Origin of the sequence: Arthrobacter sp. A5 (genome assembly GCF_051131705.1) — a bacterium.
Classification (GTDB): Bacteria; Actinomycetota; Actinomycetes; order Actinomycetales; family Micrococcaceae; genus Arthrobacter_M.
The window spans coordinates 3,848,678-3,874,076 of sequence record NZ_CP180316.1 but is presented as its reverse complement, the minus strand read 5'-3'; the positions used below and the strand labels follow the sequence as shown (position 1 = coordinate 3,874,076).

General features: G+C 65.3%; 26 protein-coding genes and 1 pseudogene. 17 read left to right on the top strand and 10 right to left on the bottom strand.

What is annotated here, in order from left to right; all coding sequences use genetic code 11:
* Nucleotides 1-55: 55 nt before the first annotated feature.
* The 4 genes from ACLLJI_RS18360 to ACLLJI_RS18345 all read right to left on the bottom strand — a co-directional run bounded on the left by ACLLJI_RS18360 (nt 56) and on the right by ACLLJI_RS18345 (nt 4,470).
* Nucleotides 56-859, bottom strand: a complete 804-nt coding sequence (locus ACLLJI_RS18360; RefSeq protein ID WP_434615327.1) for an amino acid ABC transporter ATP-binding protein — start codon at nt 857-859, stop codon at nt 56-58.
* Nucleotides 856-1,827, bottom strand: a complete 972-nt coding sequence (locus ACLLJI_RS18355; RefSeq protein WP_434615324.1) for an amino acid ABC transporter permease — start codon at nt 1,825-1,827, stop codon at nt 856-858. The genes ACLLJI_RS18360 and ACLLJI_RS18355 overlap by 4 nt, the downstream gene beginning before the upstream one ends.
* Nucleotides 1,824-2,762, bottom strand: coding sequence for an ABC transporter substrate-binding protein (locus ACLLJI_RS18350; RefSeq protein WP_434615321.1), 939 nt, complete (start codon nt 2,760-2,762; stop codon nt 1,824-1,826). The genes ACLLJI_RS18355 and ACLLJI_RS18350 overlap by 4 nt, the downstream gene beginning before the upstream one ends.
* Before the next feature lie 280 nt (nt 2,763-3,042).
* On the bottom strand, nt 3,043-4,470 hold the full coding sequence (locus ACLLJI_RS18345; protein ID WP_434615319.1) for an isochorismate synthase: 1,428 nt from the start codon (nt 4,468-4,470) through the stop codon (nt 3,043-3,045).
* Nucleotides 4,471-4,568: 98 nt separating this feature from the next.
* On the opposite strand from ACLLJI_RS18345, the gene ACLLJI_RS18340 reads away from it, so the two are divergent.
* The 3 genes from ACLLJI_RS18340 (at nt 4,569) to ACLLJI_RS18330 (ending at nt 7,784) form a co-directional block, all read left to right on the top strand.
* Nucleotides 4,569-5,330, top strand: coding sequence for a demethylmenaquinone methyltransferase (locus ACLLJI_RS18340; protein ID WP_283558938.1), 762 nt, complete (start codon nt 4,569-4,571; stop codon nt 5,328-5,330).
* The gene (locus ACLLJI_RS18335) at nt 5,327-6,601 is read left to right on the top strand and encodes a geranylgeranyl reductase family protein (RefSeq protein ID WP_434615315.1); all 1,275 of its coding nucleotides are present in this window, start codon (nt 5,327-5,329) and stop codon (nt 6,599-6,601) included. Before ACLLJI_RS18340 ends, ACLLJI_RS18335 begins: the two co-directional genes overlap by 4 nt.
* Nucleotides 6,602-6,680: 79 nt before the next feature.
* Nucleotides 6,681-7,784 carry a polyprenyl synthetase family protein gene (locus ACLLJI_RS18330; protein ID WP_283558936.1) on the top strand — a complete coding sequence of 368 codons (1,104 nt, stop codon included), beginning with the start codon at nt 6,681-6,683 and terminating at the stop codon, nt 7,782-7,784.
* A gap of 153 nt (nt 7,785-7,937) precedes the next feature.
* Here ACLLJI_RS18330 and ACLLJI_RS18325 read toward each other — a convergent pair whose 3' ends face one another.
* From ACLLJI_RS18325 to ACLLJI_RS18315, 3 genes are read right to left on the bottom strand one after another with little or no spacing between them, the layout of a single operon-like run.
* On the bottom strand, nt 7,938-8,186 hold the full coding sequence (locus tag ACLLJI_RS18325; protein WP_434615311.1) for a hypothetical protein: 249 nt from the start codon (nt 8,184-8,186) through the stop codon (nt 7,938-7,940).
* A 57-nt stretch (nt 8,187-8,243) separates the two neighbouring features.
* Nucleotides 8,244-8,699 (bottom strand): hypothetical protein, encoded by a 456-nt coding sequence (locus tag ACLLJI_RS18320; RefSeq protein ID WP_434615308.1) that lies wholly within the window; start codon nt 8,697-8,699, stop codon nt 8,244-8,246.
* Nucleotides 8,700-8,737: 38 nt separating this feature from the next.
* Nucleotides 8,738-9,388, bottom strand: coding sequence for a trimeric intracellular cation channel family protein (locus tag ACLLJI_RS18315; RefSeq protein ID WP_434615305.1), 651 nt, complete (start codon nt 9,386-9,388; stop codon nt 8,738-8,740).
* A gap of 193 nt (nt 9,389-9,581) precedes the next feature.
* On the opposite strand from ACLLJI_RS18315, the pseudogene ACLLJI_RS18310 reads away from it, so the two are divergent.
* The 6 genes and pseudogenes from ACLLJI_RS18310 to ACLLJI_RS18285 all read left to right on the top strand — a co-directional run.
* Nucleotides 9,582-9,737, top strand: a pseudogene (locus ACLLJI_RS18310) (ATP-binding cassette domain-containing protein); the annotation flags it as partial.
* A gap of 113 nt (nt 9,738-9,850) precedes the next feature.
* A complete protein-coding gene (locus ACLLJI_RS18305) occupies nt 9,851-10,570 on the top strand; it encodes a sirohydrochlorin chelatase (protein WP_434621653.1) in 720 nt (239 codons plus the stop codon).
* A gap of 237 nt (nt 10,571-10,807) precedes the next feature.
* On the top strand, nt 10,808-12,553 hold the full coding sequence (locus ACLLJI_RS18300; RefSeq protein WP_434615302.1) for a nitrite/sulfite reductase: 1,746 nt from the start codon (nt 10,808-10,810) through the stop codon (nt 12,551-12,553).
* Nucleotides 12,550-13,287, top strand: coding sequence for a phosphoadenylyl-sulfate reductase (locus ACLLJI_RS18295; protein ID WP_434615300.1), 738 nt, complete (start codon nt 12,550-12,552; stop codon nt 13,285-13,287). The genes ACLLJI_RS18300 and ACLLJI_RS18295 overlap by 4 nt, the downstream gene beginning before the upstream one ends.
* Complete coding sequence (gene cysD, locus ACLLJI_RS18290) at nt 13,284-14,222, top strand: sulfate adenylyltransferase subunit CysD (protein WP_434615297.1); 939 nt, start codon at nt 13,284-13,286, stop codon at nt 14,220-14,222. The genes ACLLJI_RS18295 and cysD overlap by 4 nt, the downstream gene beginning before the upstream one ends.
* Nucleotides 14,222-15,679, top strand: coding sequence for a sulfate adenylyltransferase subunit 1 (locus ACLLJI_RS18285; RefSeq protein ID WP_434615294.1), 1,458 nt, complete (start codon nt 14,222-14,224; stop codon nt 15,677-15,679). The genes cysD and ACLLJI_RS18285 overlap by 1 nt, the downstream gene beginning before the upstream one ends.
* Nucleotides 15,680-15,730: 51 nt before the next feature.
* Here the strand turns inward: ACLLJI_RS18285 and ACLLJI_RS18280 are convergent, their stop codons facing one another.
* Complete coding sequence (locus ACLLJI_RS18280) at nt 15,731-16,093, bottom strand: hypothetical protein (RefSeq protein WP_434615291.1); 363 nt, start codon at nt 16,091-16,093, stop codon at nt 15,731-15,733.
* Nucleotides 16,094-16,204: 111 nt separating this feature from the next.
* Between ACLLJI_RS18280 and ACLLJI_RS18275 the strand changes: the two genes are divergently transcribed.
* From ACLLJI_RS18275 to ACLLJI_RS18265, 3 genes are all read left to right on the top strand, one after another.
* Nucleotides 16,205-17,131: an ABC transporter substrate-binding protein gene (locus tag ACLLJI_RS18275; protein ID WP_434615288.1), complete on the top strand. Its 927-nt coding sequence runs from the start codon at nt 16,205-16,207 to the stop codon at nt 17,129-17,131.
* 153 nt (nt 17,132-17,284) lie between these two features.
* Nucleotides 17,285-17,521 carry an AbrB/MazE/SpoVT family DNA-binding domain-containing protein gene (locus ACLLJI_RS18270; RefSeq protein WP_283558925.1) on the top strand — a complete coding sequence of 79 codons (237 nt, stop codon included), beginning with the start codon at nt 17,285-17,287 and terminating at the stop codon, nt 17,519-17,521.
* Nucleotides 17,518-17,931 (top strand): PIN domain-containing protein, encoded by a 414-nt coding sequence (locus ACLLJI_RS18265; protein ID WP_434615283.1) that lies wholly within the window; start codon nt 17,518-17,520, stop codon nt 17,929-17,931. Before ACLLJI_RS18270 ends, ACLLJI_RS18265 begins: the two co-directional genes overlap by 4 nt.
* Nucleotides 17,932-17,949: 18 nt before the next feature.
* On the opposite strand, the gene ACLLJI_RS18260 is transcribed toward ACLLJI_RS18265, so the two are convergent.
* Both ACLLJI_RS18260 and ACLLJI_RS18255 read right to left on the bottom strand, forming a co-directional pair.
* Entirely contained in the window at nt 17,950-18,354 is a 405-nt protein-coding gene (locus tag ACLLJI_RS18260; RefSeq protein ID WP_434621651.1) for a type I restriction-modification enzyme R subunit C-terminal domain-containing protein, read from the bottom strand.
* Nucleotides 18,324-19,373, bottom strand: coding sequence for a hypothetical protein (locus ACLLJI_RS18255; RefSeq protein WP_434615280.1), 1,050 nt, complete (start codon nt 19,371-19,373; stop codon nt 18,324-18,326). The genes ACLLJI_RS18260 and ACLLJI_RS18255 overlap by 31 nt, the downstream gene beginning before the upstream one ends.
* 206 nt (nt 19,374-19,579) lie before the next feature.
* Here ACLLJI_RS18255 and ACLLJI_RS18250 point away from each other — a divergent pair, with 206 nt between their 5' ends.
* The 5 genes from ACLLJI_RS18250 to ACLLJI_RS18230 all read left to right on the top strand — a co-directional run bounded on the left by ACLLJI_RS18250 (nt 19,580) and on the right by ACLLJI_RS18230 (nt 25,385).
* Complete coding sequence (locus ACLLJI_RS18250; protein WP_434615277.1) at nt 19,580-20,746, top strand: ABC transporter substrate-binding protein; 1,167 nt, start codon at nt 19,580-19,582, stop codon at nt 20,744-20,746.
* Between the two features lie 74 nt (nt 20,747-20,820).
* Nucleotides 20,821-21,543, top strand: coding sequence for an ABC transporter ATP-binding protein (locus ACLLJI_RS18245; protein WP_434615274.1), 723 nt, complete (start codon nt 20,821-20,823; stop codon nt 21,541-21,543).
* Nucleotides 21,533-22,480 (top strand): ABC transporter permease, encoded by a 948-nt coding sequence (locus ACLLJI_RS18240; protein WP_434615271.1) that lies wholly within the window; start codon nt 21,533-21,535, stop codon nt 22,478-22,480. The genes ACLLJI_RS18245 and ACLLJI_RS18240 overlap by 11 nt, the downstream gene beginning before the upstream one ends.
* A 133-nt stretch (nt 22,481-22,613) precedes the next feature.
* The gene (cobA, locus tag ACLLJI_RS18235) at nt 22,614-23,849 is read left to right on the top strand and encodes a uroporphyrinogen-III C-methyltransferase (RefSeq protein ID WP_434615268.1); all 1,236 of its coding nucleotides are present in this window, start codon (nt 22,614-22,616) and stop codon (nt 23,847-23,849) included.
* Nucleotides 23,850-23,930: 81 nt separating this feature from the next.
* A complete protein-coding gene (locus ACLLJI_RS18230) occupies nt 23,931-25,385 on the top strand; it encodes an FAD-dependent oxidoreductase (RefSeq protein WP_434615265.1) in 1,455 nt (484 codons plus the stop codon).
* The last annotated feature ends 14 nt before the right edge of the window (nt 25,386-25,399 follow it).

Genomic DNA, 25,399 nt, shown 5'->3' with positions numbered 1-25,399 from the left:
AGCGGACGCGGCTTGGGCTAGCGGATGCGGCTTGGGTTAGCGGATGCGGCTGGGGTTACAGGACGCGGCTAAGGAATTCCCGGGTGCGGGCGTGCAGCGGGTTCGCCATGACCTCGCGTGGATCCCCACTTTCCACCACGACCCCAGCGTCCATGAACGTCAGTGTGTCCCCGACCTCGCGGGCGAAGCCGATTTCATGCGTGACCACGATCATGGTCATCCCCGACTGGGCCAGATCCTTCATCACGTTCAGGACGTCACCGACCAGCTCAGGGTCCAGCGCCGACGTCGGCTCATCAAAGAGCATGAGCTCCGGCTCCATCGCCAGCGCGCGGGCAATGGCGACACGCTGCTGCTGGCCACCGGAAAGCTGTGCGGGGTAGTAGTCGGCCTTTTCCGCCAGTCCCACACGGTCCAGCAGTTCCATGGCCTTGGCCCTGGCAGCCGCTTTGGATTGCCTTTTGACCTGCGTGGGGGCCTCGATGATATTCTGCAGCGCTGTCCGGTGCGGGAACAGGTTGAAACGCTGGAACACCATGCCGATTTCCCGGCGCTGGGCCGCGATGTCCTTGGCCGGCAGATGATGCAGCCTGCCATTGACGTCCCGGAAGCCGATCAGGTCGTCGCGTACGCGGATCCGCCCGGCGCTGATGGTTTCGAGCATATTGACGCAACGCAGCAGGGTTGATTTTCCGGAGCCGGAAGGCCCGATAATGACGGACACCTCCCCCTCCCGGACCGTCATGTCGATTCCGCGCAGGACATGGTGGGTGCCGAAAAACTTGTGGACGTCCTCGATCCGGACCAGCGGTTCGCCGGTCTTCACGGCAGCAACGGTTTCGTTCATTGGCGTGCTCATACGTGGCCACCTTCGTCCGCCGTTGTTGCCGGCGTGGTATGGGCTGCGGTAACGGCCTGGGTGGCCTTGACCGGAGCGGGAATCAGATTGTCCACGCCCTTGCCGTAGTGGCGTTCAATAAAGTACTGGCCCACCATCAGGACGCTGGTGATCACCAAGTACCAGATGGCGGCGACGATCAGCAGCGGGATCGGCAGGTAGCTGCGGTTGGCGATCCCGTTGGTGACGAACGTCAGGTCCAGGGTGAACGGCACAGCGAGCACCAGCGAAGTGGTCTTGAGCATGCCGATGGTTTCGTTGCCCGTGGGAGGCACGATGACGCGCATGGCCTGCGGCAGGATGATGCGCCACATGATCTTGGACTTGCGCATGCCCAGCGCTTCCGCCGCTTCCATCTGGCCCGTGTCCACGGACTTCAGGCCGGCCCGGAAGATTTCCGCCAGGTAGGCGGACTCATTCAGGCCCAGGCCGAGAACGGCGGCGATGAATGCGTTGATGACATCCTGGGTGCTGAAACTGAACAATTCGGGACCGAACGGCACGCCGAGAGCGATCTTGGGATACAGCACGGCGATCAGACCCCAGAACACCAGCTGGGTGTACACCGGGGTGCCGCGGAAAAACCAGACCCAGACCCAGCTGACATAGCGGAACAGCGGGTTATCGGACTGCCGCATGAAGGCCAGTAAAATCGCCAGCACAATCGCGATCACCATGGACAGGACCGTCAGCAGCAGGGTCCAGCCGATGCCCTGGATCACCAGGACATCCAAGAGGTAGGTGCCGACGGTGTCCCAGCGGAAATTCTGATTGGTGACCAGGCTCTGCACCAGCAGTGCCGCAACGATGAAGATGATCACCGCACCGGCCCAGCGGCCCGGATGCCGGACCGGAACCGCGTCAATGAGCTCAGGCCGCGCCGGCGCCGCCTTATCCGACCGGGTGCCGCTGAGGGCAGGGCCGCTCAACTTCCCACCGCCGGGTTCACCTCAGACTTGGTGATGGCCCCCTTGGAGTTGTTCCAGGTATCCAGAATCTTCTTGTAGTCGCCGTCGTCAATCAGCTTGTTCATAACCTTGCCAATCAGATCGGCCAGCGCGGTGTCGCTCTTGAGCGTGATGATTCCCTGCGGCGCGGAATCGTAGACGTCGCCGAGCACCTCCAGCTTGTCTCCGGTCTGCGAGAGTGCGTAGCCGATGATGGGGGAGTCAGCCGACATCGCGTCGATGCTGCCGTTGACCAGGCGGGTGGTGACATCCGTTTGCGCCTTCAGCGTCACAATATTGATGGCGGCCTTGCCGTCGGCAACACATTTTGCGGAACGGCCGGAGACATCCGGGTCTTCCTCCACCGTTCCGGTCTGGACACCGATGGTCTTGCCGCAGACGTCATCGAGGGAGAATTTCTTCGGGTTGCCCTTCTGCACCGCCCAGAGCGTGCCGGCGTTGAAGTAGCTGACCATATTGACCGCCTGTAGTCGTTCTGCGTTGATCGTGAAGGAGGAAATCCCCAGATCGTACTTGGCGCCAAGGGCGGGAATGATACCGGTGAATTCGGCGGTCTGTACCTTGACTGGCATGCCCAGGGTGGCGCCGATGGCCTTGGCAAAATCGATGTCGTAGCCCTGTGGGGTCTGCCCGTCGGAGCCGCCCAGGAACTCGGCCGGGGCGTAGGACGTATCGGATCCGACGGTGATGGTTCCCTTGCTCTTGAGTGCGGCGGGAACGGCCGCGGCCAGCGCATCATCCTTCTGGACCGCGCCGGGGTCAAAGCTGGAGGAGCCGGAAGCCCCGGATTGTGCTCCGGCATTGTTCTGGGAGGCCGTGGTGCAGCCGGTCAGTGCCAAGGCAGCTACAGCGGCAACGGCCGTCATCCGGACCATCAGCTTGGAGGAGAGTGGCATCTTGTTACCCTTTGTGTCAGGAGGAAATACGAGGTCTAGGTATTACAGTGTATAACCGCGATGAGATGTGCATCACAGACAACATCATTTCACTATTCGACAACTTTATCCGGCCGCGCGCAAGGGGCCTCCGTGAAGCAAAGTCTGGAATCCCGGAATCGCCGCCAATGAGGTGGCACAGCAGCACTGCATCAGACACCGTTGGTCAAACACCGCTGGTCAAGCAACACGGAATCAAACAGCCCGGACGGCACAAGGCGGCAGCCCCCGGTGCAGCCGCTCACGTCCGCAGACCGAGTGCCTGCAGCATCGGACGGAACTTTGCCCATGTTTCGGCCAGCTCAGCGGCCGGATCGGAGGCTGCCACGATCCCGGCGCCCGCATACAGCCGGACCGTCGTCGGATCTTCCAGCACCGCACCGCGCAGAGCGATGCCCCATTCACCGTTTCCTGCCCCGTCAAGCCATCCCACCGGGCCCGCGTACGGTCCGCGGTCCAGCTGCTCCAGTTCCAGGATCAACGCCCCGGCCTTGCTGCGCGGCGTGCCGCAGACGGCCGCCGTGGGGTGGAGCGCCTCCACCAGCGCCAGTGACGTGGGCAGATGCCCGTCGGCGTCGGCCAGGACAGCTTCGACGTCGGAGGCCAGATGCCAGACATTGGGCAGTTCCAGGATGAACGGCTCCGGCGGGACGGAAAGGTCGACGGCGAACGGGGCCAGTTGACGGGTCAACGAGTGAACCGCGAAATCGTGTTCCTGACGCTGTTTTACCGAGCCGGCCAACACCTCCCGGGCAAAGCCTTCGCCGTCCTCCGGCGCCCCTTCGCGGTCCAGTGTCCCGGCCAGTACCCGCGCCAGCGCCGTGGTCCCTTCTACCTTGATCAGCATCTCGGGCGTGGACCCCACCACACCCTCGACGCCATAGGTCCAGCATTCGCTGTACTGCTGCGCCAGGGTCTGCAGCAGCCCCGCCCGGGAGACGGGCCCGTCCAGCCGGGCAACGATGTCGCGGGCCAGCACGATTTTTTCCAGGTGCTCGGATTCGATGGCGCGCACTCCTGCCGCCACGGAATCCATCCACTCCTGCTCGGTGAGCGACCCCGGTGCAAGTTCCGCCCTCGGCTGCGCCGGGATGTCCTTCCTCGTGCCGGTCCGAGCCGCACCTGCTGCGTCGCCGCCCGGAGCCCCACCCGCCGCGTCGTCCGCGCCCGGTGCGGCGGCCAGACGGGCAAGTTCCGCGTGCGCGCCCTCCGCCGTGAGGGAGCCGCCGTCCAAGCACAGCTCGGTCAGCCAAGCCCGGCCGCCCCTGAAGCCGACGACGATCCGGGGCACAATGAGCCGCGACTTGTAATCGGACGTTTTGGAAAACGCGAACGTTCCGAAAGCAATCGGGCCGGTACCGGGCAGCCGGACGCCGTCGTCGACCGCCGCGCCCGCCAGCAGCTCTTTCCACCAGGACTCCGCGGCGGAAAAGCGCTCCGGGCCGGTCCCGGTAAACCGGGCAATCTCACCGAAACCCACCAGCCCCTCACAGCGGCGGACCCAGCACAAGGCGGCGTCGGCACGGAGAAAATTCAGCAGTGCGCCCGGGCGTGCCGCTCCATCCTGCCCGGGGGCCGAGTCGGCAGTTGCGGGCGATGGATCAAAAAAAGATGTATCCAGCGCGGATGTGTCCAACGGGACGGTGAGCGTTGTCAGGGGCGCGATCATGATGAATTAACACTACTCCGCGGTAGCAGGTGCGCCGACGGGGTGGAGCGGCATGGCCGGAGTGCACGGATGCAGCCAATCTTTGACAGAATGGACAGGTGAACCGTGCATCGTTGGAGAAGCGTCCGGATGAAGTAGCCGCAATGTTTGATGATGTTGCGCCCAAATACGACGTCGTGAATGATGTCCTGTCCTTGGGGCAGACCCGCCGTTGGCGTCGGATCGTGGTGGACGCGGTGGGGGCAAAGCCTGGTCAGCGGGTCCTGGACGTGGCCGCCGGAACCGGCACCTCCAGTGAGCCGTACGCGGATGCCGGCATCAGCGTGGTGGCTTGTGATTTCTCCGTTGGGATGCTCAAGGTCGGCAAGCGCCGGCGCCCGGACATCGATTTCATCGCCGGGGACGCGACCAATCTGCCGTTTGCGGACAATTCGTTTGACGCCACGACCATCTCCTTCGGGCTGCGCAATGTCACCGCCCCGCACAAGGCACTGGAGGAAATGCTGCGCGTGACCAAGCCCGGCGGGAAGCTGGTGATAGCGGAGTTCTCCGCCCCCACCGTTGCCCTCTGGCGGACCATGTACACCGAATATCTGATGCGCGCGCTCCCGGCGATCGCGACCAAGGTTTCCTCCAACCCCGTCGCCTACGTCTATCTGGCGGAGTCCATCCGGGCCTGGCCGGACCAGGACCATCTCTCGCAGTGGATCCAGGACGCGGGCTGGACCGATCTGGCCTACCGCAACCTCAGCGGCGGTATCGTCGCCGTCCACCGGGCCATCAAACCGGGTCGCGAAGATAACGGACCCGTTGGGCCGGTGTCGCGCACGCACCGGCCGCGAAGGCCAGCCGCCAGATGAAGATCCTCATTGTCGGTGCCGGACCGGCCGGTTCCACCGCTGCTTATTACCTGGCCAGGGCCGGCCTGGACGTCACCGTGCTCGAAAAGACCGCGTTCCCGCGGGAGAAGGTTTGTGGTGACGGTCTGACGCCGCGGGCCGTGCGAGAGGTTGCGCTGCTGGGTCTGCCGCACGACGAGGCGCAGGGGTGGCGCCGGAACAAGGGCCTGCGGCTGATCGCCGGTGGCCGCACGGTGGAGGTTCCGTGGCCGGAACTGAGCGATTTTCCGCAATACGGCCTGATCCGCACCAGGTTGGGATTCGACGAAGCCCTGTCCCGGCACGCTCAGGCTGCGGGCGCCGTCGTCCTTGAACGCCACAGCGTCACCGCCGCCCGCAGGGATGCCGGCGGACGAGTGGTTGGTGTCACCGCTGCGCTGCTCGATGATGCCGGCCGCAAAACCGGCGCAAGCAAGGATTTTGAAGCCGAAGTGGTGCTGGCGGCGGACGGCAATTCCACCCGGACGGCCGTCTCGGCGGGGATGCACAAACGCGACGACCGCCCGCTCGGGGTGGCGGTTCGCACCTATTTCACCAGTCCGCGGCACAACGACGACTGGATGGAGGGCTGGCTGGAATTGCCGGACAAGGCGGGGAATCCGCTTCCCGGCTATGGCTGGGTCTTCGGCGTCGGCGACGGCACATCCAATGTGGGCCTGGGCATTCTGAATTCCTCCCGTGAATTCGGCAAGCTCGACTACAAACAGGTGCTGCGCGACTGGACCGCCGGCATGCCGGATGAATGGGGCTTTAATCCGGACAACCAGGTGGGCGAAATCCGCGGAGCGGCGCTCCCGATGGGCTTTAACCGGACTCCGCATTATTCACCGGGCATGCTGCTGCTTGGTGACGCCGGTGGAATGGTCAGTCCTTTCAACGGCGAAGGAATTTCCTATGCCATGGAGTCCGCGCGCTATGCGGCCGAATTCATTCAACGGGCTGCCGGGGCCAATTCCGTGCTGGCCCGCGACCATGCGCTCGCCGGCTACAGCGGGTATATCCGCGGACAATGGGGAAGCCACTTTACGCTCGGAAGGGCCTTTGCGCAGCTGATCGGCAAACCCCGGATCATGAAGCTCGCGCTGCTCAGCGGCATGCCCATCCCCGTGCTGATGCGCTTTGTGGTGCGGATGCTGGCAAACCTGACAGACAGTGGCGGCAAGGGCTTTGAGGATAGAGTGATTCATTTGCTGGAAATGCTGGTTCCGGCCACCAATAACCAGACAGCATGACCATCAGTATTAAGCCAGGCGGCCGGCTTATTGGCCCGGAAATACAACTCCGCCTCTTTACGAAAGTTAGTGTTAAGCCGTGACTACTTCCGCAGACTCCGGCTGGACCCACGCCGGACATGGCCGTCCCGAATCCGCAGAGCCGGCTCCAACGACCATGGCCATTGCCACTGGCCTTCAATTGCCCAAGGGGTTCGCCGAGATTGCAGCGGATCCGGACCTTGGCCCGGCGATTTCACTGTCGCTGGCCAAGGTGGAGAAGCAGCTTCGCGAAGCCATCGCCAACTCGGATCCGCTGGCGGATGCCACGAGCAGGCACCTGGTGGAAGCCGGCGGGAAACGCATCCGCCCGCTGCTGACGTTGCTGGCGTCCCAGCTCGGGGACCCCAGCCGCCCCGAGGTGATCCAGGCCGCCGTCGTCGTGGAGCTCACGCACTTGGCCACGCTCTATCACGACGACGTCATGGATTCGGCGCCGTTTCGCCGCGGCGCGCCGACCGCCCATGAAGTGTGGGGAAACACCGTTGCCATTCTGACCGGTGACCTGATCTTTGCGCGGGCCTCCATCCTGGTCTCCGAGCTGGGCGCGAAGGCGCTGGGGATCCAAGCCCGGACCTTCGAGCGGCTCTGTCTGGGCCAGCTCCATGAGACCGTCGGCCCGCGTCCGGATCAGGACCCGGTGGATCATTATCTGTCGGTTATTGCGGACAAAACCGGTTCCCTGGTCGCCGCGTCCGGGCAGCTGGGGGCGATCTTTGCCGGCGTCGAGGAACCGATCCAGCGGGTGCTGGTCGAGTACGGCGAGAAGGTGGGCGTTGCCTTCCAGCTGGCCGACGACGTCATAGACGTCACGGGGTTGAAGCAGGTTTCCGGAAAGTCACCCGGGACCGATCTGCGTGAGGGCGTGGCCACGCTGCCGGTCCTGCTGCTGCGCAAGGCCGCTGCTGCCGGCGATGAGTCCGCCGCCGGCGTGCTCGCACTGGTCGAGGGAGATCTGAGCGGCGACGATGCTCTGGCCGAGGCGGTGGCAGCGCTGCGGGAGCACGCCGTCACGGCGGAGTCCTGGGCGATTGCCCGGCAATGGGCGGAGGAGGCAGTGGCGTCGCTGGCTCCGGTTCCCGAGGGTGTGGTGAAATCCGCGCTGAGCGGGTTCGCCCGGGCCGTCGTCGACCGGGCGGTCTAAGCCTGGGCCAAGGCCTGCCCCAGCGCGGACCCACTGATGGTACGGGCACTGCGGTCCAACGGCTACATCACCTGTGTTTCGGCTGCTCCGAACTATCACTTGTGGCGTCTTCACGAGCATCCCGAACTGCACCTCGCATGCTCGAATGGCGCCTCAGGGGAGGGTACTGTTGTGCATCGGGCCGTCGGGTTGCCGCGCAACGAGAAGCTTCCATTGGCGCCCCTGGCCGACGTCCTGCTGCACGCGGCCACCCGTCTCCCCAAATTTGAAGCTCTGTCCATGGCGCAATGTGCCGTTGGCCGAGGCGACATTGATCTGGACTTCCTGAAACAGCGTCTGACCGGCGCGTGCCCATGTTGAGCCTCGGCGACCGCCATGAGACGGCGTGTCGTGGAAGGACATGGACTGTGGGCTGTCCAATGCGGGCAAACTTTGACGCCACGGCGGCCTGAACCTTCGTTAGTCCTCACCCCCGTCAGCCTCGTCGCCGTCAAGGTCGTCCTCATCAGAGAAGACCCACTCGAACATGTCGAAGACGAACTCGCTGAAGGTGCCGTCCTCGCTGGTCCAGGTCCCGTTGGCGTTATTGCGCCGCCAGACAATCGGATCGGGGACGGTCAACTGCTCGGCGCGGAAGCCCCAGGTGAACTCCTCGTCCTCATCCTCGAGAAACAGCAGGTAGCCGTCTTCCACCTCGAGTTCCTCCGGATCCCAGAAATAGTAATAGGCCTCCATCAGGTCCTCGCAGCCGCCCAGCGCATGCAGGAACTCGCGCAGCACCTGTGGGACGGTGACGTTGTGCCCGGCCAGCAGCTGGTCGAGTTCGGCCAGCGGGATGCCGTCCGCTTCCTGCCAGGGCTCCTCCAGATATTTGGGGACCAGGGCGCGGAAATTGTTCAGGAACATGTCGCTCATACTTAGGCTCCGAGTCGGTGGGGGATCTCCTGTCAATCCTAGCCGCGGGCGGCGTCCCTGCGGTGACAGCGTGCCGCCATCGGAGCGCGCCAGCCAAAGTGCCAGGCCAGAATGCGCAGGGCAAAAACGGCGACGGCGGCAGCAGTTCCGGTGACCAGGTTGAGCATTCCCGTGCTGAAGAGCACGGTGGTCAGCCCTGCGCCGACGAAGGCCGGAATCCCGTACAGGTCCTTCGAGTCGAATAGCTGCGGAACCTCGTTGGCAGTGATGTCGCGGAGCAGGCCACCGCCCACGGCTGTTGTCACGCCGAGCAGGATCGCGGCCACCGGATTGAGCCCGGCGTCGAGGGCCTTGAGCGCGCCGGTGACGCAGAACAGGGCCAGGCCGCCGGCGTCGAAAATGATCAGCAGCCTGCCGCCGAGCTCCACACGGCTGAACAACAGATGCACCAGCACGGCCGCCAGCACCGGGGGAACGAGATAGAGCGGCTGGGAGAAGGCGGCTGGCACGCCGGCATTGATGATGACGTCCCGGATCACGCCGCCGCCGAGCCCCACGAGAGACCCGAGCAGCAGCGACCCGACGATGTCGAAGCCCCTGCGCGCGGCCAACAGGCATCCGGAAACAGCGAAAAAGAATACCCCCAGCAGGTCCAGGGTCAATGCGACGTCGAAATTCATGGCTTGCATCTCGGTTCGATCCGGTCCGGGTGGTCGCTTATCAGGTTACGGCGTGAGCGGGTGTTCGCTCGATCCGCTCAGAGCGGTGGAACGTCGGGCCGGGGCGTGCGCCGGGATCAGGACGCCCGGCCCGGAAACTGGCTAGGCTGGGCAGATGACTTCTGCGACAGCCGCTCCGCTGGTCCACAGCACACACTTCCGGATGGGCTTCGGCGAGCAGACGGTGATTCAGGACCTGTCCTTCGACGTGAGGGAGGGCGAAACCTTTGGCTTTCTGGGCAGCAACGGCTCGGGCAAAAGGACGGCGATCCGGGCGCTGCTGGGCATCTACCGGCCCACCGCGGGGACGCTGCACATTGGCGCCGGTGAAGCACGACGGCGGCCGCGCCGGTGAGCGGGCTGGCGGAGGGATGCGGGGACGACCAGGTGGCACGGCGGGCGGAGCCGAACGAGGCCGCGCCGGGCCCGGTTATGATTGCCTGCGCGCACGGAACCCGCGATCCTGCCGGCCAGGCCTGCATTGACGCGGTCCGGGCGGAAATCGGGGCCCTGCGTCCGGAGCTGACGGTGCTGGAGGCGTACGTTGACGTTCAGGAACCGGCGTTGCCCGAAGTCGTCTCCGCGCTGCCCGCGGGGACGCGCGCCGTCGTCGTGCCGTTACTCCTGTCCGTGGGATTCCATGTGCGGGTGGACATCGCGCGAGCCGTTGCAGGAGATCCGGGCCTGACGGCGGCGGAGCCATTGGGGCCTGACCCGCGTCTGGCGCTGCTGCTGCACGAGCGGCTGCAGGAATTGAAGCCCGACGGCGTCCCGCAGGACGGGGGAGTCGCGCAGGGCTTGGGCGTCCCACAGGACTGGGGGGTCGTGCTGGCATCCGCGGGGTCCTCGGAACCGGCTGCGGCCGTTAGCGTGGGCGTCGTTGCCGCCGGGCTGCGGCACCTGCGGGGTAACCGCATCCTGGCCGGTTACGGTGCCGGGGCCCATCCCTCGGTGCCGGACGCGGTTGCGCAGCTACGGGCCAAGGGCCATGAGCGTGTGGCCGTCGCCTCCTACCTGCTGGCGCCGGGGTTCTTCCACGACCAGCTGGCCGAAGCCGGTGCGGATCTGGTGAGTGCTCCGCTGCTGCCGGCGGGTGTCGGCACGATTGCCCGGATCGCGCTGGAAAGATTCGACCGCGCGGTGCGGCAGTAGCCGCAGCGCAGGGGCAGCATTGATCGTCCAACCCGGCATCGTCCTACCCGGCATCGTCCTACCCGGCATCGTCCTACCCGGCATCGTCTGACCGGGCGCCTCAGCCCGTGGGCGCCGTCGTAAGTTGACCGCGCGCCGTCGTCCGCAACATTGCGCCAACATGACGCCATGTTTCCGCGCGTGACCTAGCGTTTCGTTTTCCTTTGAGGCCGCCAGATGCGCCCCTACGCTCGAAACATGACACAGACAGCTCTAGCCGGAACGGCCGCAGAGTCCGCCCCCTCGGAACGCCCCGTCCGTCCGGGCCGGCCAGCGGCCAAGCCGCACGGCCAATGGAAGGTGGACGGCACCGCGCCCCTGAACGCCAACGAGGTGTGGAAGCAGGAGGACGGCGGTTTAAGCTGCCGGGCGCGGATTGAAACCGTTTATGCTGAGCAGGGTTTTGACAGCATCAGCTCCGATGATCTGCATGGCCGGTTCCGCTGGTGGGGCCTGTACACCCAGCGCCGGCAGGGGATCGACGGCGGCAAGACCGCCGCGCTGGAGCCGCACGAGCTCGAGGACCGGTACTTCATGCTGCGGGTACGGATCGACGGCGGGGCGCTGAGCACCGAACAGCTGCGCGTGATCGGCGGCATCTCCACCGATTTTGCCCGGGGCTCGGCCGATTTGACGGACCGGCAGAACATCCAGCTGCACTGGATCGAGATAGAGAACATGCCGGAAATCTGGCGCCGGCTGGAATCCGTGGGACTTTCCACCACCGAGGCCTGCGGTGACGTTCCCCGCGTCATTCTCGGCAGTCCGGTCGCGGGGATCGCCAAGGACGAGATTATAGACCCGTCCGGGCTGATCCGTGAGCTCAGCGCACGCTTCATCGGAGACCCGGATTTTGCGAATCTGCCGCGCAAATACAAGACGGCCATCACCGGGCATCCCTCGCAGGACGTGGTCCACGAGATCAACGACTTTGCCCTGGTGGGCGTAGTGCATCCGGAGCTTGGACCCGGTTATGACCTGTGGGTCGGCGGCGCTCTTTCCACCAATCCGCGGCTGGCCGAGCGGCTGGGTGCCTTTGTTTCCCCGGAAACCGCGGTGGATGCCTGGGTGGGCGTGACCAGCATTTTCCGTGATTATGGTTACCGGCGGATGCGCAACAAGGCGCGTCTGAAATTCCTGCTGGCGGACTGGGGAACGGAAAAATTCCGGCAGATCCTGGAGGACGAATACCTTGGGTACAAGCTTCCCGATGGTCCGGCGGCGCCGAAGCCGACTTCCCCCGGGGATCACATCGGCATCCATGAGCAGAAGGACGGCAATTTCTTCGTCGGCGCCGCGCCTACCGTCGGGCGGCTGTCCGGGGAAACCATGACTGCGCTCGCGGATGTTCTGGAGGCACACGGTTCCTTCCGGCTGCGCACCACTCCGCACCAGAAACTGGTGATCCTCGACGTTCCCGGGGAGCGGGTGGAATCCCTGGTCACGGCGCTCGACTCGCTGGGCCTGAGCGCGCGGCCGTCGCTGTTCCGCCGTTCCACCATCGCGTGCACGGGCATCGAGTTCTGCAAGCTCGCCATCGTCAACACGAAGGACACGGCGGCGACGGCGATCGAAGAGCTGGAGAAGCGGCTGGCGGATCTGACCGACAGCGGCGAGCTGACGCAGCCCATCGCGCTGCACATCAATGGTTGCCCCAACTCCTGCGCGCGGATCCAGACCGCGGACATCGGTTTGAAAGGCATGATGCTGCCAACGCCCGACGGCGATCCCACGCCAGGTTTCCAGGTCCACTTGGGCGGCGGGCTGGCTGACGTGGGCCGGGCCGAGGCCGGGCTGGGCCGTACCATCCGTGGACTCAAGGTCACTGTGGCTCAGCTGCCGGACTACGTGGAACGCGTGGTGCGGGCGTACGTTGCCGGCCGTTCCGGGGAAGAGTCATTCGCGCAGTGGGCGCTGCAGGCCGACGAGGGAGTGCTGCAATGAGCGGGCCGGGTCGTCAAACGGCCCCTGGTCTGGCCCGTCGCGGTCACGCCGAGCTGAAGGCTTTGGCCGTATCGGGTGCTGCCGAGCTCGGCTGGGATGCCGCCGCCGAGGACGTCATCGCTTGGGTCGCGCGGAACTTCGCCGTCGGCGCCGTCGCCGTCGCCTGCTCCATGGCCGATGCGGTGCTGCCGGCTCTGGTCGCGGACCAGTTGCCGGACGTAGACGTGCTTTTCCTGGAAACCGGTTATCACTTCCCCGAGACCCATGCCACCCGCAACGAGGTGGCGGCCGGGCTGCGGGTCAATGTGGTGGATGTGCTGCCGGAACAGACCGTGGCCGAGCAGGACTCGCTGCTGGGCAAGGACCTTTTCGCCAGCGATCCCGGCCGGTGCTGTGCCCTGCGCAAGGTGGCGCCGCTGCGGAAATCGCTGTCCGGATACGAACTCTGGTTCACCGGCGTGCGCCGCGAAGAGGCTCCGACGCGGATCAACACACCACTGGTCAGCTGGGACGAAGCCAACGGACTCCTCAAGGTCAACCCGATCGCGTCCTGGACCTTCGACGCGGTGGTGCAGTATTCCGAGGACAATCTGCTCCCCGTCAACCCGTTGCTGAGCCAGGGCTATCCCTCGATCGGTTGCTTGCCCTGCACCCGGAAAGTCGCCCCCGGCGAAGACCCCCGTGCCGGCCGTTGGGCCGGAACCTCCAAGACAGAATGCGGACTTCACGTATGAGTACACAGACCATCGACAGGACCCAGTCGCCAGTTTCCGCCTATCGGCTGACCTCGCTGGACGTGCTTGAATCCGAGGCGATCCATATCATCCGTGAGGTGGTGGCCGAGTTTGAGCGCCCGGCCCTGCTGTTCAGTGGTGGCAAGGACTCCGTGGTCATGTTGCACCTGGCCACGAAGGCCTTCTGGCCGGGCAGGGTGCCGTTCCCGGTGCTGCACGTGGACACCGGCCACAACTTCCCCGAGGTGATCGAATTCCGCGACCGCACGGTGGCCCGGCTCGGGCTCCGGCTCGTCATTGGGCTGGTGCAGGACCACATCGACAGCGGCGAGCTGGCCGAGCGCGCGGACGGGACACGCAACCCGCTGCAGACCGCGCCGCTGCTGGAAGCCATCAGGGTCAACAGGTTCGACGCCGTCTTCGGCGGCGGGCGCAGGGACGAGGATAAGGCGCGGGCCAAGGAACGCATTCTGAGCCTGCGCGACGAATTCGGCCAGTGGGATCCGCGCAATCAGCGTCCGGAACTGTGGAATCTGTACAACGGCCGGCACACCGCAGGCCAGCATGTCCGGGCGTTCCCGATCAGCAACTGGACCGAACTGGACATTTGGCGCTACGTCGAACGCGAAGGTATTGAGCTGCCCGGCCTGTACTACGCGCATGAACGCGAGGTGTATGCCCGCGACGGCATGTGGCGTGCCGTGGGTGACGTTTCGCTTCCCCGGGCAGACGAACCGGTCCTGATCAAAACGGTGCGTTACCGGACCGTGGGAGACATGTCCTGCACCGGCGCCGTCGAATCCGCCGCTGCGACGGTGGCGGACGTGGTCCGCGAAGTAGCAGCCTCCACCATTACCGAACGTGGTGCCACTCGGGCCGATGACCGCATCTCCGAGGCCGCCATGGAAGACCGCAAGAAGGACGGCTATTTCTAATGACCGCAATCACCGAACTTAGCGACCGATCCGAACTTGCCGAAAGCACCGACGATGCCGGCCGCATTGACAGTTCCGGCGCTGTCCTAACGGATAATACGCTCTTCCGGTTCGCCACCGCCGGGTCCGTTGACGACGGCAAATCAACGCTCGTGGGCCGGCTGCTGCACGACAGCAAAGCCATCCTGGCCGACCAGCTGGAGTCGGTCACCCGGACCTCGGCGGAGCGCGGTTTCGGCGGCGGCGAGCCCGGCTCCGCGCCCGCCGGCCAGCAGATCGACCTGGCGCTGCTCACCGACGGGCTCCGGGCGGAACGCGAACAGGGCATCACCATCGACGTCGCCTACCGCTACTTCGCCACCGATCGGCGCAGCTTCATCCTGGCGGACTGCCCAGGGCACGTGCAGTACACCAAAAACACGGTGACGGGCGCGTCCACGGCGGACGCCGTCGTCGTCCTCATTGACGCGCGCAAGGGCGTGCTGGAGCAGACCCGGCGGCATCTTTGCGTGCTGCGGCTGCTACGGGTGCCGCACGTGGTGGTGGCCGTGAACAAGATTGATCTGGTCGGCTACAGCGCGGACGTCTTCACCGCTATCGCCGACGACGTCCGGAAAGTCAGCGCCGAGCTGGGGCTGGAGGACGTGCTGGTGGTGCCGGTTTCCGCGCTGGAGGGCGGCAATGTGGTGGATCGCTCCGCGCACACCCCTTGGTACACCGGGCCCAGTCTGCTGGAGATCCTGCAAGCGCTTCCGTCCACCGATGAGCTGGAGCGCGGGCAGGAGCCGTTCCGCTTCCCCGTGCAGACGGTGATTCGGCCGCAGGGCGCACTGGCGCCGGAGCTGGCGGCAGAGCTTGCGGAAACGGGCGACGGCGGCCAGAGCGCGTTTCGCGATTACCGCGCCTATGCCGGCCAGCTGGCCTCCGGGTCCGTCGCCGTGGGGGAGCGCGTGACGGTGCTGCCCTCCGGGCGGCAAACGACCGTCGTCGGCATTGATTTCGCCGGTTCGGAGCTGCAGCGCGCGGTGGCGCCACAGTCCGTCTCACTGCGACTGGCCGACGAGATAGACGTTGCCCGGGGCGATCTCATCGCGGCCGCGGGAACGTTCACCGCTCCGGCGCAGGACCTGTACGCGGAGCTCTGCTGGCTCTCGCCCAAGCCGCTGCGCGAAGGCGGCAGAGTCCTCGTCAAGCACGGCAGCCGAACCGTCCAGGCACTGGTCCGCGCCGTCACCGGGAAGCTGGATCTGGCCAACTTCCGCGAACAGCCGGCCTCCGGCCTGGAGCTCAACGACATTGGCAGCGTACAGATCCGGCTGGCTTCACCGCTGCCCACCGAGCCGTACGCCGCGCACCGGCGCACCGGTGCCTTTCTGGTCATCGACCCCGCCGACGGCAATACCCTGGCCGCCGGTCTGATCAAGGGCCATCCCGGCGACTCGGAGGACGAGCGGTAGGCGATCTGAGCCGGAGGGGAAGGTGGCCCTCACAGGAAATACGCTGATAGTTCATTCGAAGGCGGCACGCGGCGAGTGATTGCTGGCAGCGGCCCCAGGGTCAGCGGCCGTCGTCGCGCCCAGCATGATGAACGCTCCGGCCAGCAGCCGTTCCTTGTGGTCCGGGGAGAAGGTCCGCAGCGTCAGGTCGAAGGTCGCATTAGCCGGGATGATGTTGCCCTGCGTTCCGGCCACCAGCTTGCCGACCGTCGTCACGACGGGATCGAAGACGTTGAAGTGGCGGGTCACTAGGGTCGGCATGGCCAGCACCATCTTGATCCACGGGGCCTTTTCCGGGCGGAAGACCGCGGCAAAAAGAGCGCAGCTGCGGCAACGTGAAGGGCGCCATGGCAGCACCATGTCATCGGCGGCCATGGATGCAATCCATTTCGCGCCCCCGGTATAACATTTTGACAAATGTAGCGTGCGCCGCACACCCTGATTCCAGTTATGGCCACGCTTACCCAGCCGAGCCGGAGGGTCCCCATGACCGCGAAGTCGATATTTTCGCTCTCGACAGGCCTGCTCGCCGCGGCAGCCCTGGCGCTGACAGGCTGCACCAACGCGTCCCAGCAGGGCGCAGCAGCGTCCGCGTCGTCGTCGTCGTTTAATGTCTCCGCCATCCCCAAGGACGCCACCCTGGCCGCCGCGGTCCCGCAGGCACTGCGGGACAAGGGCACGCTGGCGATGGGCTCCGACACGTCGTATGCCCCGGCGGAATTCCTGGGCGGCACCGACGGCCAGACTCCCGTCGGCTACGACGTCGACCTGGCCAAGGCCATCGGCGCGCTGCTGGGACTCAAGATCGACGTCCAGAGTGCCGCGTTCACCAGCATCCTGCCCTCGCTGGGGCCCAAGTATGACCTGAGCGCGTCGTCGTTCTTCATCACCAACGAGCGCAAGCAAGCCGCGAACTTTGTCAGCTACCTCAGCGCCGGTACCCAGTGGGCCGTGCAGCAAGGCAACCCGAAGAAGTTCAGCCTGGACGACATCTGCGGCCGCAGCATTGCCGTGCAGACGGGCTCCTTCCAGGAGACCAAAGACCTGGCGGGCCGCAACGACAAGTGCGCCGCAGCCGGCAAGCCGGCCATCAAGATCGTGAGCCTGAAGAACCAGACGGATGTCACCACGCGCCTGGTCAACGGCAGCGTGGACGCCATGCCCGCCGGGTCCATCACCATCGCCTACGCGGTCACGCAGACCAAGGGCCAGCTCGAATCCTTTGGCGACGTCTACGAGGCCTCCCCGGTGGGTATTGCCGTGGCCAAGAACGACCTTCCCTTCACGGACGTGGTGGCCAAGGCGATGAATAAGCTGATCGAAAACGGCGACTACAAGAAGATCCTCGATGAGTGGGGCGTGGGCAGCGTGGCCATTACGAAGGCCGAGGTCAACCCGGACGTCCCGAAATAGGCGGGGCACTAAAAGCGAAGAGTACGACGGCGGCAGGTAACTTTCGTATGGAAGTCACCTGCCGCCGTCGTACTTCGGCAGGGCGGACCGCGCCGTCACTCCTCAGTTCCTGACTGCTATTCAAATTGGGAGTACGCTGGTAGCGTTTTCCCTATGGAAGCAACTCTGGATTCGGTGGGTCGCATCGTCGTTCCCAAGTCCTTACGCGATGCACTGGGGCTCCGTCCGGGATCGGTGGTCGATATATCCCCTTATGGGAGCGGGTTGCAGATGATCCCCGCCGGGCGAACCGCACGACTAGTCGAGGAGTCGGGTGTGCTTGTAGCGGTGAGTACGACGGAGATCGATGACGACATTGTCTTCGGCCTCATTGACTCCGGCCGGCGTTGAACCCCGCGGTCGCGCTGGATACCAGCGTTGCAGTACCGCTGCTGTTGATGAGTCACCGAGCGCATGCTCTGGTCGCCGAGTGGTGGGGCGGGCGCGAACTTGCGCTCAGCGGCCACGCCTTGGTGGAGACTTACGCTGTGCTGACGCGCTTGCCTGGGGACGCCAGGCTCGCCCCTGGCGATGCCGCCAGACTATTAACCGAACGCTTCGCCGCGCCACTGCTTTTGAGTCCGACGGCTTCGAAACGCATACCGCAAACTCTTGCGGGACTTGGCATAGCCGGTGGCGCGGCGTACGACGCGATTGTTGCCCTTGCTGCCGCCGAGCATGAGTACGTACTCGCAACCCGTGATGCACGAGCCAAGTCCACATACGACGCTGTCGGTGTTCAAGTGGAGATAGTCGCTTGAGACGCAGGGCGCCGTTACTCAGCCCACCTTGAACGGACTATCGAAGGACCGCAGGACCCGCTCCAGCTGATCAAAGCGCGTGTCCCCGAACAGATCATCCGGACCGGCCGGCGCCAGCTCGCTGTAGGGCGAGACGTACAGCGCGTCCATCGACACCGAACCGTTCTCGCACAGCTGGACCACCAGCAGGTTCAGGAAGTCCAGCTGCCCGGCGGTCAAAGTGGAATCACCAATAAACTCGGAGCGGGTTTCCTCGACGGCGGCCCGGTCCAGTCCTACCAGTGACCTGACGAAACCGGCCAAACCTTCCTGCCGGGCCCGGGCCAGATCTTCCTCTGACCCGGCGCCGCAATCTGTCAGACTGCGCTCCAGCTCGGCCAGATCCAGCTCGGTCAGCGGTTTATTGCGGCGAAGCCGCTGGATTGCCGCAAGGTCCAGCCGTCCGCGCAGATACGCCTGGACCTTCTCGCGATACCGTTTGAATCCGTGCCACCCATGGAGACGCCCATGAGCGTATCCTCTCGAAGTTCCCCCAGTTCATCTTCAAAGTTGGTGTAGACGATCTTTCGACGCTTCTTTTCGATCAGGTGGACCAGCCCGCGCAAACGCTTGCGCGCAAGCTCCAGCCAGTCAACGCTCACCGCTTCCCATTCGTGATCGTCCAGCAGCTGCTCAATCAGCGGCAGTTGGGCGGCAACGGCAGGAATATTGGGCTGTTCGGCCAAGGCGCCGGCAATCTGCTGAAGGCGCCGCCGCAGGGTCTCCACTGCCCCCGGTTCTTCCAGAGCAGCCAGTTGTGCGCGAAGTATCAGTAGATCGAATCGCTTTGCTTCCTCGGTATCAGGCAGTGAACCGATGCCCGCGACCCGGGCAACTTCGGTTTCCAGCACGGACGCCTCGGTATCGGAGAGCCCGCTCCAGTTCTCCGCTTTGGCATATTTCTCCACGGCCTCGCGATGCGGCTTGACGAGAAAATTGTTGAAGGGCAGGCGGCTTACCTGTGCACTCAGGGTGCGCACCAGATCCGCCACCACCGGTTCGCTCCCGCCCACACCGGACGCCGCTACGGATCGGAGCAGCTGGACCCGCGCCACAAAAGTTGTCTCCGCCAAAGACCGCGCAACGGAGCCTTCATTTCCCACCAACCCGGCATTGAAGAATTCCACGTTCCCGCAGAGGTCGAAGATGAAGAAGTCCTGCTTATTCTCGCCCGGGCCGAACAAGTCCGGGCAAAGGCGGGTCCCGCGGGCCACTATCTGCCAGAATTTGGTCTTCGACCGCACGGGCTTGAAGAAGACCAGATTCACGACTTCCGGCACATCGATCCCGGTGTCCAGCATGTCCACCGAGATCGCGATGTGCGGGTTGTCCTGGGAGCGGGCGAAGGACTTGATCAGGGTCTGCGCGTAGTTCACCTGATAAGTGATCACGTCTGGGTACATCCCAGTCCCGCCTCTCCACCTATTTGAGCGGCAAGACCGTGCCCTCGGCAGCCATCTATATCCGCGCGGAGCATCTGGCGCAGAGATTCGCAGTCGATAGTCGGTGACCGCAACGACGGCGAGCTTCGTGTGACGCCACATGAACGTAGATGACCCCGGGTTTCCGCGCCATTGAGCGGGGCTTCGGGCGACTCTAGGGTGAGTCCATGACCATTCCTAAGAAGCCGGCCACCATTAGAATCGTCGCTGGCGACGCACCCAGGCGCCGGCGTCGAGGGCTTGAAATTTCCCTCCTTGCGGCGCTGGTGCTGCTGATCGGCGCCGGTGCCGCCGTCGCCTCCGTGACACAGAAAAATGCGCCGGCACCCACCGCCGCAGTGACCACGCCGGCGGCCACCCTGAAGCTGGGTTACTTCGGCAACGTGACGCATGCTCCCGCGCTGATCGGGCTGCAGCAGGGATTCTTCCAAAAGGACTTGGGCGCCACGAAGCTGAGCACCCAGGTGTTTAACGCCGGGCCGGCGGCGGTGGAGGCGCTCAATGCCGGGGCCATCGATGCCGCGTATCTGGGCCCGAACCCGGCCATCAATTCCTTTGTCAAGAGCAGGGGCGAGTCGCTTCGCGTCATTGCCGGCGCGGCGTCAGGCGGGGCGCAGCTGGTGGTCCAGCCGTCAATCCGAACCGCCGCAGACCTCAAGGGCAAAGTTCTGGCCACCCCGCAGCTGGGCGGAACCCAGGACGTGGCGCTGCGCTCCTGGCTGGGAAGGCAGGGTCTGAAAACCGGACAGGCTGACGCAGGAGCGCCGGACGCCGTGACCATCAATCCGACGGACAACGCCGCGGCGCTGAAGCTGTTCCAGGATGGAAAGCTCGACGGCGCGTGGTTGCCTGAGCCCTGGGCGTCGCGTCTGGTGCTCCAGGCCGGGGCCACGGTGCTGGTGGATGAGAAGGATCTGTGGGACGGCTCGCTGACGGCGAAGCCGGGCCAGTTCCCCACGACGATTCTTGTCGTGAACAAGAATTTCCTGGATCAGCATCCGGAGACTGTCCGGACGCTGCTGAAGGGGCATGTGGAGTCGGTGCAGTGGCTGCGGCAGAATCCCGCCGCGGCCGCCGAGGTGATCAATACCGGATTGACGACGGCTGCGGGCTCCGCCCTGCCCGCTGACGTGCTGTCCCGGTCCCTGTCCGGTCTCAGCTTTACCGACGATCCGTTGGCCGGAACGTACCGCAAACTGCTGCAGGACGGGGTCGACGCCGGCACGACCAAGAGCGCGGACCTCGGCGGCATAGTGAATCTAGGCCCGCTGAACGCGGTGCTCAGAGATGCCGGTCTGCCGGCCGTCTCCGCCGCGGGTTTGGGCAGCCAGTGACGGCGGCGCCGGTTCAGCCCCTGGTAGGGGGCCGGGACGGGAACCACGACGTACGGATCCCGGTTGATCCGGGAGTGGCGATTGAATTATGCGGGGTGGGGAAACGCTTCGGCGCGGGCGCACCGGTGCTCGACGACGTCAATCTGGTGATCCGGCCCGGGGAATTCGTCGCGCTGCTGGGTGCGTCGGGATGCGGGAAGTCGACGTTGCTGAACCTGGTGGCCGGTCTGCAGCCTCCCACTGCGGGTTCCATGGAGCTCCCGGCTGACGGCGCCGCCTTCATGTTCCAGGATGCGACGCTGTTCCCGTGGCTGAGCGCGCGCGGAAACATTGAACTGGCGCTGCGGCTGCGCGGGGTTCCGAAGGCTGAAGTGGGGAGGCGGGCGGAGGAACTGCTGGAGCTGGTGCATTTGGCCGGCTCCGGGCACAAGCGCCCACATGAGCTTTCCGGTGGCATGCGCCAGCGTGTTGCGCTGGCCCGTTCGCTGGCGCAGGACCGGCATGTGCTGCTGATGGATGAACCATTTGCGGCGCTCGATGCCATCACCCGGGACCTGCTGCACGACGAGTTGGAGCGCATCTGGCGCGGGACCGGCCGGACCATCGTTTTTGTCACCCACAATGTCCGCGAAGCGGTCCGGCTGGGCCAGCGGGTGCTGTTGATGTCCTCGCGCCCGGGCCGAGTGGTTCGGGAATGGACGGTGTCCGCCAAACAGAAGGCGCCGGAAGAGGCCGCCACCCTGGCGGCGGAAATCACCGCCGAACTGCGCAAGGAGATCAGCCGCCATGTCCGCTGAACAAGAGGTCCTGCTCTCCGTCGGTTCCCTGCCCCCGCAGGGGTGGCCGGAAAACCCTGCTGGTGCGGCCCCAGACTCGATCGGCGGAGGGCACTCGGTGAGCGAGGTCGAGGCCGGGCTGGATGCGTTGCAGTCCGAGCTGCCGCCCCGTCCGTCGCTGAACCTGACCAAAATCCTCGCGCCGCTTGGCGCCGTCGTCGTTCTGGTCCTGCTCTGGCAGCTCTACATCATGCTGGGCCACAAACGCGCGGATCTGGTGCCCGGTCCGCTGGATGTGGCCGCGTCGCTGTCGGCGCTGTGGGGCGACGGCAAGCTGCAGGGCGCAGTCTGGACAAGCGTGCAGCGTGGGTTCATCGGCTTCGTGGCCAGCGCGCTGATCGCCACGCCGATCGGGCTGTTGATAGTCCAGGTGCGGCCGCTGCGCACGGCGCTGGGGCCACTGATTTCCGGGCTGCAGGTGCTGCCGTCCGTGGCCTGGGTGCCCGCCGCGATCATCTGGTTTGGACTCTCCGATGCCACCGTCTACTTTGTCTTGCTGATGGGAGCGGTGCCGTCGATCATTAACGGGCTGATCGCGGGGGTGGACCAGATTCCGCCGCAGTACCGCCGGATGGGGCAGGTGCTCGGGGCTGGGCGCTGGGCGATGGCGGTGCAGATTGTACTGCCGGCGGCGCTGCCGGGCTACCTGGCCGGGCTGAAGCAGGGCTGGGCCTTCTCCTGGCGCTCGCTGATGGCCGCGGAGATCATTGCGATGGGCGGATCCATGGGCTTTGGGCTGGGCTCGTTGCTGCAGCAGGGCCGGGACCTGTCCGACATGGCCGTCGTCATGAGCGCCATCTTGCTGATTCTTATTGTCGGGATCGCCGTGGAGCTGCTGTTTTTCGCGCCGTTGGAACGCCGGCTGCTGCGCGGAAGGGGACTACTGGCCGCCACCTGATGTGCCGCCCGCTCGTGTTCTGCCGTTCTGCCGTTCTGCCGGCCCGGTGGCCGGTATGTCCCCGCGTGACGCCGCGTGAACGGGTGTTTCGCACTCTTTGGCTCCGCCGAATTTCTCTCCTTAAGGTGTTTCCATGGCTGTTCAAGACATATACCCCATCTCGCTGCGGCTGCTGGGCCGCCCCGTGTTGGTGGTGGGTGCCGGACCGGTTGCCGCGCGCCGCGCCAAGGGGCTGCTCGACGCCGGCGCGCTGGTCACTGTGGTGGCACCGGAGGCAGAGGGCGGGGTCAGGGCACTGGCCGACGCCGGGCTGGTGCGGTGGCGCGAACGGGGCTATCTTGCCGGTGATCTGGACGGGGTCTGGTTTGTGCAGACCGCCACCGGTGTCGCGGAGGTGGATTCGCTGGTCGCGGCCGACGCCGAGGCGCAGCGGATCTGGTGCGTCAATGCCTCCGATCATGAAGCGTCTGCCGCCTGGACCCCTGCCGTTGCCGAGGTGGACGATGTGAAGATCGCCATCAGCGCCGGCGGAGATCCACGTCGGGCCGCGGTGCTGCGCAGCGCGGTGGCGGTGGCCCTGGAATGTGGTGACCTGCCCCTTCGGCGGCACCGCACATCACCAGGCGCCAGCGGATCTGTGGCCCTGGTCGGCGGTGGTCCGGGCGATCCGGGGCTGATCACCGTGCGCGGACGCCGGTTGCTGGCACAGGCCGATGTGGTGGTGGCGGACCGGCTGGGGCCACGCGACCTGTTGGCGGATCTGGATCCCGAGGTGCGAGTCATCGAGGTAGGCAAGGCTCCGGGCCACCATCTTGTTCCGCAGCAGCAGATCAACGAGATCCTGGTCCGCGAGGCCCAAGCCGGTCATCGGGTGGTCCGGCTTAAGGGTGGGGATCCCTACGTGCTGGGCCGAGGTGGGGAGGAAGCGCTGTTCTGCCGCGCTCAGGGTATTGATGTGGAAGTGGTCTCCGGCGTCACCTCCGCTGTCTCCGTCCCGGCCGCGGCGGGGATCCCGGTGACGCACCGCGGTCTGGCCAAGGCCTTCACCATGATCAGCGGCCACGAGGAACTCTCCAACGTACCCGCGGGCAGCGATCACACCGTGGTGCTGCTGATGGGGGTCGGAACCCTGCGCCGATCCGCGGAGCTCCTGGCCGCCAATGGCCGCGGTCCCGACTGCCCTGTCGGTATTATCGAGAACGGTTACGGAGCCGATCAGCGCGTGACGATCGGGACGCTGGCCGGCATAGCGGACCAGGCGGAAGCGGCCGGCGTCGCGAACCCGGCCGTGATCGTCGTCGGCGACGTGGTCCGCGTCAGCCCGCTCGCCGCCGTCGCCCTGGCAAAGGCAAAGATTTCCATCGATTGAGCAATAGGCGCGCTTGTGGGCGCCCAAACGGACAGCAATTGCCCAGTCGATGACGGGCACCAGGAAGAAAAGGAAACCACCGTGTCAACAAACAGCTGCGAAAAATCCGTCGGAACCGAGGGACGCCCGCTGCGGGTGGCCGTGATCGGCTCCGGCCCGGCCGGCGTCTATGCGGCGGATATCCTGACCAAGAGCGAAGAAGTCCGCAACGGCGGCCTGCATGTCAGCATCGACCTCTTCGACCGCTATCCGGCCCCCTATGGGCTGATCCGTTACGGCGTGGCCCCGGATCATCCCCGGATCAAGGGCATCGTGAACGCCCTGCACAAGGTGCTGGACCGCGGCGACATCCGCTTCTTCGGCAATGTTGATTTCGGTACGGACCTGTCTTTGGCCGACCTGCAGGCCCATTACGACGCCGTCATTTTCGCCACCGGCGCTATCAAGGACGCGGATCTGAATATTCCCGGGGTCGAGCTGGAGGGTTCATTCGGCGGCGCGGACTTCGTCTCCTGGTACGACGGCCACCCCGATGTGCCGCGCGAGTGGCCGCTGACCGCGAAGCACGTTGCCGTGATCGGGAATGGCAATGTGGCCCTGGATGTGGCCCGGATGCTGTCAAAACATGCCGAGGATCTGCTGGTGACGGAGATTCCGGACAATGTCCACCGGGGTCTGCAGGCCTCGCCGGTGACGGATGTGCATATTTTCGGGCGGCGCGGGCCGGCGCAGGTGAAGTTCACGCCGTTGGAGCTGCGTGAGCTGTCGCATTCCAAGGATGTGGACATCGTGCTCTATCCGGAGGATTTCGAGTTCGATGCGGCCTCCGATGAAGCGATCCGGACCAACAACCAGATCAAGACGATGGTCGGTACTCTGACGAACTGGCTGGTCGACCAGGATGACGACGTCTCCGCCGTTACATCAACCGCGTCGCGCCGGTTGCATCTGCATTTCCTGCACAGCCCGGTGGAGATCATCGGCACGGATGGCAAGGTCAGCGGGATCAGGTTCGAACGGACCGAGCTGGATGGCACCGGAAATGCCCGCGGTACCGGGGAAATTATCGAGTATCCGGTCCAGGCCGTGTACCGCTCGGTCGGATACCTCGGGTCTGCGCTGGCAGACGTTGAGTTCGATCACGTACGGGGTGTCGTGGAGAACGACGGCGGCCGGGTGCTGGACGCCGACGGCGCGCCGGTCCCTGGGGTTTACACCACCGGCTGGATCAAGCGGGGACCCGTCGGCCTGATCGGCCACACCAAGGGCGACGCTCTGGAAACGGTGACACACCTGCTTCGGGATCTCGCGCAGCTGCCGGCCGCCGTGCACGCGGAACCGGAAGCCGTCGTCGATCTGCTGGATGAGCGCGGGGTGCAGTACACCAGTTGGGACGGCTGGCTGGAGCTGGATGCCCACGAAAAGGCGCTGGGCGCAGCGGCATCCTCGGACGGGGGCGTGCAGCGCGAGCGGGTGAAGGTGGTGCCGCGCGTGGATATGGTGACTGTTTCCCGCGGCGCCGCCGTCGAAGTGTGACGGCCGAAGTGTGA

Excerpts from the sequence above, each read along its gene's own strand:
- ACLLJI_RS18360 (WP_434615327.1), bottom strand. The coding sequence starts at position 859 with ATGAGCACGCCAATGAACGAAACCGTTGCTGCCGTGAAGACCGGCGAA.
- ACLLJI_RS18350 (WP_434615321.1), bottom strand. The coding sequence starts at position 2,762 with ATGCCACTCTCCTCCAAGCTGATGGTCCGGATGACGGCCGTTGCCGCT.
- ACLLJI_RS18345 (WP_434615319.1), bottom strand. The coding sequence starts at position 4,470 with ATGATCGCGCCCCTGACAACGCTCACCGTCCCGTTGGACACATCCGCG.
- ACLLJI_RS18335 (WP_434615315.1), top strand. The coding sequence starts at position 5,327 with ATGAAGATCCTCATTGTCGGTGCCGGACCGGCCGGTTCCACCGCTGCT.
- ACLLJI_RS18325 (WP_434615311.1), bottom strand. The coding sequence starts at position 8,186 with ATGTCCTTCCACGACACGCCGTCTCATGGCGGTCGCCGAGGCTCAACA.
- ACLLJI_RS18320 (WP_434615308.1), bottom strand. The coding sequence starts at position 8,699 with ATGAGCGACATGTTCCTGAACAATTTCCGCGCCCTGGTCCCCAAATAT.
- ACLLJI_RS18315 (WP_434615305.1), bottom strand. The coding sequence starts at position 9,388 with ATGCAAGCCATGAATTTCGACGTCGCATTGACCCTGGACCTGCTGGGG.
- ACLLJI_RS18305 (WP_434621653.1), top strand. The coding sequence starts at position 9,851 with ATGATTGCCTGCGCGCACGGAACCCGCGATCCTGCCGGCCAGGCCTGC.
- ACLLJI_RS18300 (WP_434615302.1), top strand. The coding sequence starts at position 10,808 with ATGACACAGACAGCTCTAGCCGGAACGGCCGCAGAGTCCGCCCCCTCG.
- ACLLJI_RS18295 (WP_434615300.1), top strand. The coding sequence starts at position 12,550 with ATGAGCGGGCCGGGTCGTCAAACGGCCCCTGGTCTGGCCCGTCGCGGT.
- cysD (WP_434615297.1), top strand. The coding sequence starts at position 13,284 with ATGAGTACACAGACCATCGACAGGACCCAGTCGCCAGTTTCCGCCTAT.
- ACLLJI_RS18285 (WP_434615294.1), top strand. The coding sequence starts at position 14,222 with ATGACCGCAATCACCGAACTTAGCGACCGATCCGAACTTGCCGAAAGC.
- ACLLJI_RS18280 (WP_434615291.1), bottom strand. The coding sequence starts at position 16,093 with ATGGCCGCCGATGACATGGTGCTGCCATGGCGCCCTTCACGTTGCCGC.
- ACLLJI_RS18275 (WP_434615288.1), top strand. The coding sequence starts at position 16,205 with ATGACCGCGAAGTCGATATTTTCGCTCTCGACAGGCCTGCTCGCCGCG.
- ACLLJI_RS18270 (WP_283558925.1), top strand. The coding sequence starts at position 17,285 with ATGGAAGCAACTCTGGATTCGGTGGGTCGCATCGTCGTTCCCAAGTCC.
- ACLLJI_RS18255 (WP_434615280.1), bottom strand. The coding sequence starts at position 19,373 with ATGTACCCAGACGTGATCACTTATCAGGTGAACTACGCGCAGACCCTG.
- ACLLJI_RS18250 (WP_434615277.1), top strand. The coding sequence starts at position 19,580 with ATGACCATTCCTAAGAAGCCGGCCACCATTAGAATCGTCGCTGGCGAC.
- ACLLJI_RS18240 (WP_434615271.1), top strand. The coding sequence starts at position 21,533 with ATGTCCGCTGAACAAGAGGTCCTGCTCTCCGTCGGTTCCCTGCCCCCG.
- cobA (WP_434615268.1), top strand. The coding sequence starts at position 22,614 with ATGGCTGTTCAAGACATATACCCCATCTCGCTGCGGCTGCTGGGCCGC.